This is a genomic window from Chamaesiphon sp. VAR_48_metabat_403, assembly GCF_031422475.1.
In the GTDB taxonomy this organism is placed as follows: Bacteria; Cyanobacteriota; Cyanobacteriia; order Cyanobacteriales; family Chamaesiphonaceae; genus Chamaesiphon.
The window spans coordinates 1-6174 of the sequence record NZ_JANPLS010000170.1 but is presented as its reverse complement, the minus strand read 5'-3'; the positions used below and the strand labels follow the sequence as shown (position 1 = coordinate 6174).

Annotated in this window: 7 protein-coding genes; 4 read left to right on the top strand and 3 right to left on the bottom strand. The window is 47.0% G+C overall.

Annotated elements, in window-relative coordinates; all coding sequences use genetic code 11:
- A partial coding sequence (locus RMO79_RS08210; RefSeq protein ID WP_310482629.1) for a PadR family transcriptional regulator occupies positions 1 to 252 on the bottom strand: 252 nt, incomplete at its 3' end.
- Positions 253 to 335: 83 nt separating this feature from the next.
- On the opposite strand from RMO79_RS08210, the gene RMO79_RS08205 reads away from it, so the two are divergent.
- Both RMO79_RS08205 and RMO79_RS08200 read left to right on the top strand, forming a co-directional pair.
- Entirely contained in the window at positions 336 to 476 is a 141-nt protein-coding gene (locus tag RMO79_RS08205) for a hypothetical protein (protein ID WP_310482628.1), read from the top strand.
- Positions 477 to 502: 26 nt separating this feature from the next.
- Entirely contained in the window at positions 503 to 1006 is a 504-nt protein-coding gene (locus tag RMO79_RS08200) for a DUF4188 domain-containing protein (protein ID WP_310482627.1), read from the top strand.
- A gap of 28 nt (positions 1007 to 1034) precedes the next feature.
- Here the strand turns inward: RMO79_RS08200 and thrB are convergent, their stop codons facing one another.
- The gene (gene thrB, locus RMO79_RS08195) at positions 1035 to 1940 is read right to left on the bottom strand and encodes a homoserine kinase (protein ID WP_310482626.1); all 906 of its coding nucleotides are present in this window, start codon (positions 1938 to 1940) and stop codon (positions 1035 to 1037) included.
- A 301-nt stretch (positions 1941 to 2241) separates the two neighbouring features.
- On the opposite strand from thrB, the gene hpf reads away from it, so the two are divergent.
- The gene (gene hpf / locus RMO79_RS08190) at positions 2242 to 2880 is read left to right on the top strand and encodes a ribosome hibernation-promoting factor, HPF/YfiA family (RefSeq protein WP_310482625.1); all 639 of its coding nucleotides are present in this window, start codon (positions 2242 to 2244) and stop codon (positions 2878 to 2880) included.
- Between the two features lie 322 nt (positions 2881 to 3202).
- Positions 3203 to 5455 (top strand): transglycosylase domain-containing protein, encoded by a 2253-nt coding sequence (locus RMO79_RS08185; protein WP_310482624.1) that lies wholly within the window; start codon positions 3203 to 3205, stop codon positions 5453 to 5455.
- Between the two features lie 255 nt (positions 5456 to 5710).
- Here the strand turns inward: RMO79_RS08185 and RMO79_RS08180 are convergent.
- Positions 5711 to 6174: M3 family metallopeptidase (locus RMO79_RS08180; protein ID WP_310482623.1), on the bottom strand; the 464-nt coding region annotated here is incomplete at its 5' end.

Genomic DNA, 6174 nt, shown 5'->3' with positions numbered 1-6174 from the left:
CTCGATCCACGATCGCAATGTTTCCTCGCCTTTGCTGGTGAGGGTATAAATCTTTTTATCTGGGCGATGTTCTTGCTGGACTAGCCTTGCATCGAGCTGGCTTTGCTCTTCGAGTTTGGTGAGTTCTCGATAGATTTGTTGATGAGTGGCATTCCAGAAAAAACCGACCGAACCATCGAATCTTTTGGCAAGATCGTAGCCGCTACAAGGACAGTCGTTGATTGCAGCCAGAATTGCATGAGATAGAGCCATGTGGGGATGGGAGTGCTGGGGGATCTTCGATCGCTATTATATATCAACTTAGTTGCATATTCTGTTAAGTTAATATATTATTAATGTATGCAATTAAGTTAGTAAGGTTCGATTCTCCAGAGGAGAGGCTACGCCAACGAGTCAGATCGAGCGGAGATCGAGAGATTGGCAAGCCTGGAGATTTAGAGCCAGAATCGATCGAGACTTTCATATTTTTGCATTAAACGCATGAAAACTTTGAGGATCGGAGATGTCAACAGTAGTTCCTGGTAGATTTAGTGCCGAAATCGATGAATCGTTTGTCGTCTTTTTAATTGGCATGAGAGTGCATAATATTTGGGCAGTCAATAAATGGCTACCAACCGTTCGGGCAATGAGTCCGATGTTAAATACCCTACATCAGTATCCAGACAAAGGCTTTTTGGGACAAGAATCATTTTTCCGCTTTTCCCCGCTGTGTACCATCATGATGACTTACTGGAAATCGTTCGAGCATTTAGAATATTTTGCCCGCAATACCGACGATCCGCACTTAGAACCGTGGCGGGCATTCAATAAATCGATTGGTAATGATGGCAGCGTGGGAATTTGGCATGAGACATATTTAATCGGGGCGGGACAATCGGAATCGATCTATGTAAATATGCCCGTATTTGGTTTGGCGGCTGCGACTCGCCATGTACCATCTGTTGGGAGAAAAGAAACCGCCCGCCGTCGATTGGGTGGCTACAATTCACCTGCTATTCCTAACTAAATTTGGAAATGATTTAGGATTACGATACTTAATTAGGATCGATTACGGCTCCTTCTAGATCCACTTTTAACGGCTGTGCTTGCACCTGAATATCATATGTCTCCCAGGCTTGAGCCATCGCGGCGGCGACTGCTTCCGCACGCTCTGAGGTAGCTAAAGCCAGCAAAGTTGGCCCCGCACCGCTAATGACCATTCCATAGCCTCCAGCGGCAATTACGGCTCGTTCTACGTCAGTATAGCCAGGAATTAACTTTTGACGGTAGGGTTGGTGGATGCGATCGGCTAATGCCGCACTCAGCCAGTCGGGGTTTCCCGTTTCCAACCCCCGCACCATCAAGCCTAAATGTGCCGTGTTAAAAATCGCATCGGCGCGGCTGTACTCATTCGGCAGCACGCTTCTGGCTTCCGCTGTCGAGAGTTCAAAATTGGGAATGGCTACTACAGGCACTACGCTATCGTGCCAAGGAATATCGGCGATCGCCCAACCATTAGTCGCAGTAGCCGCCAACTGACAGCCGCCAATCAAAGCGGACACTACATTATCGGGATGTCCTTCCATTTCGATCGCCAGTTGCATAATTTCATCTGGTGAAAGCGGACTTCCTGCTAAAATATTAGCACCCAATAAGCCGCCGACGATCGCCGTTGCCGAGCTGCCCAATCCCCGCGCTAGCGGTACGCCAAGCTTAATTTCTAGTTGAATGACTGGGGGATCTCGATCGATCCGTTCGTATAATTTCAGCACGGCTTGATAGGCGAGGTTGCTAGCATCAGTATTGACTCTAGCTGCTTCCAATCCCTGCACGGCAATGACTAAATTTTCTGTGTCGATCGGGGTGAAGGTAAACTCGTTATACATGCTTAAAGCAGCACCGATACAGTCAAAACCCGCTCCTAAATTGGCAGTGGTAGCAGGTACGCGAATCTTTGTCATAAGGGATAGGGGATAGTGTAAATGAATGTCACAAAATGCAAAGTCTTTTAAATAGCCACCCTAAATAACGCTGCAAATAGATTATAAATGCTAATGTATAGTTAGTCACAAAAAAGGTGAGGTAGTTACATTATCCCTAGTTGGATAATCATTTACTAAAGTTGACTCCTAGCTGTAGAGCAGTGTAGGTAATTTAAGTCAACATGGTAAGTAAAATTCGCTACAGAGGAAACGCTAGTTTCCACAATTTTTCTGCCTATCTCAACCTTAAACCCAATATCATATCCAGTGGGAGATGCTTATGAAGCTTGTGCTCCAGAGTAAGAACATCGAAATTACCGATGCCATCCGCGACTATGTAAATCAGAAAATTGAAAAGGCAGTGAGCCATTTCGAGCAGATAACAACGGGAGTAGATGTTAATTTATCAGTTGCCAAAAATCCTCGGATTGCGGCATCGCAAGTAGCAGAAGTAACAATTTATGCCAATGGGACAACGATTCGTGCCGAAGAAGCCAGCGAACATTTATATGCAAGTATCGATCTAGTCGCCGACAAAATTTCACGGCAATTACGCAAGTATAAAGAACGTAATTTCACTAAAAAAGATCGCACGGATTCAGCTAAAGAGCTGGGAGAAGAATTAGATTTAGAATTGTTAGATTACAATCTAACTGACAATCGATCGGCAACATTACCCGCAGAAGTAGTGCGGACTAAATACTTTGCCATGTCGGCACTGACGATCGAAGAAGCGATCGCCCAACTGCAATTAGTAGACCACGATTTTTATATGTACTCTAGCGTTGAAACTGGAGAAATAAACGTCGTTTATCGTCGCAATCATGGCGGTTTTGGGGTAATTCAACCGCGCCCTACTGCTGACCAAAATGGTAAAAGTGCCGCAACAACACCTGCGAAAATATCTGAAACTGTCTAGTTAAAACTATCGATTTAATTACAGCGAGAGGATCTCGATCGAGATCCTCTCGCTGTTTGCGTCATCATACATCCGACGGTGTGAGCTAAAATAAGTATAATCAGATCTTGCCGTAATCGATCTCGATCGTCGGTACAACTAGCAAGAATATCGATAAAGCATGTTCTTCGCAATCGATCGAAGAAATTCACCAAATTTATCCCAAATTGTCTGGATTTACTGGCGCAACATGTGAGGATATCTATTTATACGATCTTGGCGATTGTCGCATCGATAGCAAAGCAATCGCCTGTTGGCTTACATCCCTAACCCCAGTCCCGACATGTCTTCTCAGCCTCCGAAAAAGACACTCCTCGCTCAAGTTACTCAAGTTTTTAATCGGACGAAAGTTAATTTTACCCGATTGGCACTCAAACCCAATGCTAGGGTGCCCAAACTGCTGGTTCAAGATGCAGATGCACCCCAGCCAGATATCTTTCCGTTATTAGGCGAGAAATACGTATTGGGGCGCAGCTCCCAAGCTTGCGATATCGTAATTCGGAATGAAGTTGTCAGTCAAGTTCATCTCTCATTGAGCCGAGATCGGAAAAAAGGGACGACTTTTTTGCTTAAAGATGAAGGTTCGACCAATGGCATTTATCGCGGTAAAAAACGGGTCGATCGGATTACACTTAGAAACGGCGATACTTTCACCCTCGGCCCGCCAGAACTCAAAGCCGCAGTCAAAATTACTTATCTCGATCCGCCACCTGTCTACATGCGCGTATTGCGGTATGGATTGTACGGTACTGGCAGTATTTTAAGCCTATTACTACTCGCAATTCTCGCCGAATCGACCAAAATTAATGTCAATCCCCTTCCCGATGCTAATGGGCCAGTGATGGTCTATGCTGAGGGTTTAGAAGAACCATTGCGTCAGGCAAAAACAGGCGCGCATAAGGATCTGGCTGATATTAGTAGTTTTTCTACATATTTACCCAAAGCCCTAATTGCTTCGGAAGATAGCCGCTTTTACTGGCATTTTGGCATCGATCCGTGGGGCGTAGGGCGGGCGATCGTCGTCGGTCGTCAAAAGGGTAAACTAACTCAAGGTGCGAGTACCCTGACTCAACAAGTCGCCCGGAGTTTATTTCGATCGTACGTCGGAAGTGAAGATAATTTGCCCCGAAAAATGCGGGAAGCAGTCGTGGCTCTAAAATTAGAAGCCACCTATAGCAAAGATACAATTCTACTCGCCTATCTCAACCGCGTCTTTTTAGGCGAAGACGCACATGGCTTTGAAGATGCCGCTCAACATTACTTAGGTAAATCTGCCCGCGATTTAACCCTACCAGATGCCGCCATGCTCGTGGGAATTTTACCAGGGCCGAATATTTTTAATCCTTGTGTAGAAGATAAACAAGGACGTAGAGGAATGAAAGCCATCGAACGCCGGAATTTAGTCCTCAATCGGATGCTAGAAACCGGGGTAATTACCTCAGCCGAAGCTAAAGAAGCCCGCAGATCGCCGCTCAGTTATCGACAGGAAGCCTGTACCCCCAACACCAGTACCAAAGCTCCCTATGTTTATAGCTATGTCTTTCAAGAACTCCAAGAAATTTTGGGTACCGAGACAGCTAAAGAGGGCAATTTCGCGATCGAAACTGGCTTGAACTTGAAGATGCAAGCCAAAGCCGAAGCCGCATTACGTCAAAATGTCGCCTCGGCTGGCGGAACGTACCGTTTCTCCCAAGGTGGCATCGTCACCCTCGATAGTACCACTGGCATAGTCAAGGCAATGGTCGGCGGAGTAGACTATCAGAAAAGTCAATTCAACCGCGCCACAGGTGCCCAGCGACAGCCCGGATCGACATTTAAGCTCTTTGGGTACGCTGCCGCGATCGAGGGCGGCAGATCGCCGGGAAAGACCTATTCCTGCGATCCAATTTCTTGGGATGGTAGAACTTTTCCCGCTTGCAATCATGGCGCGTCGGGATTTACTAATATGTATACGGGGTTCTCACTTTCGGAAAATGCGATCGCCCTTAGAGTCGCGCGGGATATCGGGTTACCTGGAACTATTGCCACCGCTCAAAAAATGGGAATTAAATCGCCGCTCAAAGAAGTCCCCGCGTTAATTTTGGGGCAGAGTGAGGTAAATATACTAGAGATTACTGGAGCCTACGGATCGGTTGCCAATCGCGGTATCTGGGTCAAGCCGCGCATTATCAAACGGGTGTACGATACTAGCAATTGCGATCTCAAGCAACTTAGTAAATGTCGGGTGATGTACGATTATGCTAAAGATGCACCCTCGCAGCGCGTGTTGAAGGCAAGTACGGCAGATACGCTGACTACCATGATGCGCCAGGTAATAACTAATGGTACTGGTAAAAATGCCGCAATCGGTTTAGGCGAAGTCGGTAAGACGGGAACTACCAATGATAATGTCGATCTCTGGTTTATCGGCTTTGTCCCCGATAAAAAAGTCGTCACTGGTGTCTGGTTGGGCAATGATAATAATTCACCTACGACGGGTAGCAGCGCGCAAGCCGCTCAGTTATGGGGAAATTACATGGGTTCGGTGTTTAAATAACTCCAAAGAAAGGCTGATGGGAAAGGATTCTAGATCTTATTATTTTTTAGGCGAACGCGCAAGCGCACCCCCAATGGCGATCGAACTAGCGGAATATGGGTTGTATTCCCAGAGCCGAAATTTCGACAGGGGAACTATCCCTAGATTTATTTGCGGCGAAGTTGCGAGCGGTGGTAGATGCGGCAGGGACAATTCATGAATTGCCCCTACCTTAAATCTGAGACTTTTCTACCTCAAATCTGAGACTTTTCGATGCTACTTCGCAGCCACCAGCCCGTTGTGCCGCAACAATGCTGCTGGATCTGGCCCCCGTCCCCGGAACGCCGTAAACACCTCCATCGGATGCTTACTCCCACCCAGCGATAATACTGTATCGCGGAACCGTCGTCCGGTGGTGCCGATCGCATCCGCATCATCTAGCCCAGCATCTTCAAACGCCGCAAACGCATCCGCACTCAAGACTTCTGCCCACTTGTAGCTATAATAACCAGCCGCATAACCGCCAGCAAATATATGTCCGAAGGAGCAGAGGAAATTATCTTCGGGTAATGGGGGAATTACCATGCTGATTTTGGCGAGGCGATTGCGAACGTCGGCAATTGTTTCGGTACCGCCTGGTTTGTAGCTGCTGTGGAGTGCGATGTCTAACCAGCTAAAGTGGATTTGACGCAGCATCCCACTCCCGCTCATAAATGTCCGCGCGGCGAGGAGTTTTTGGT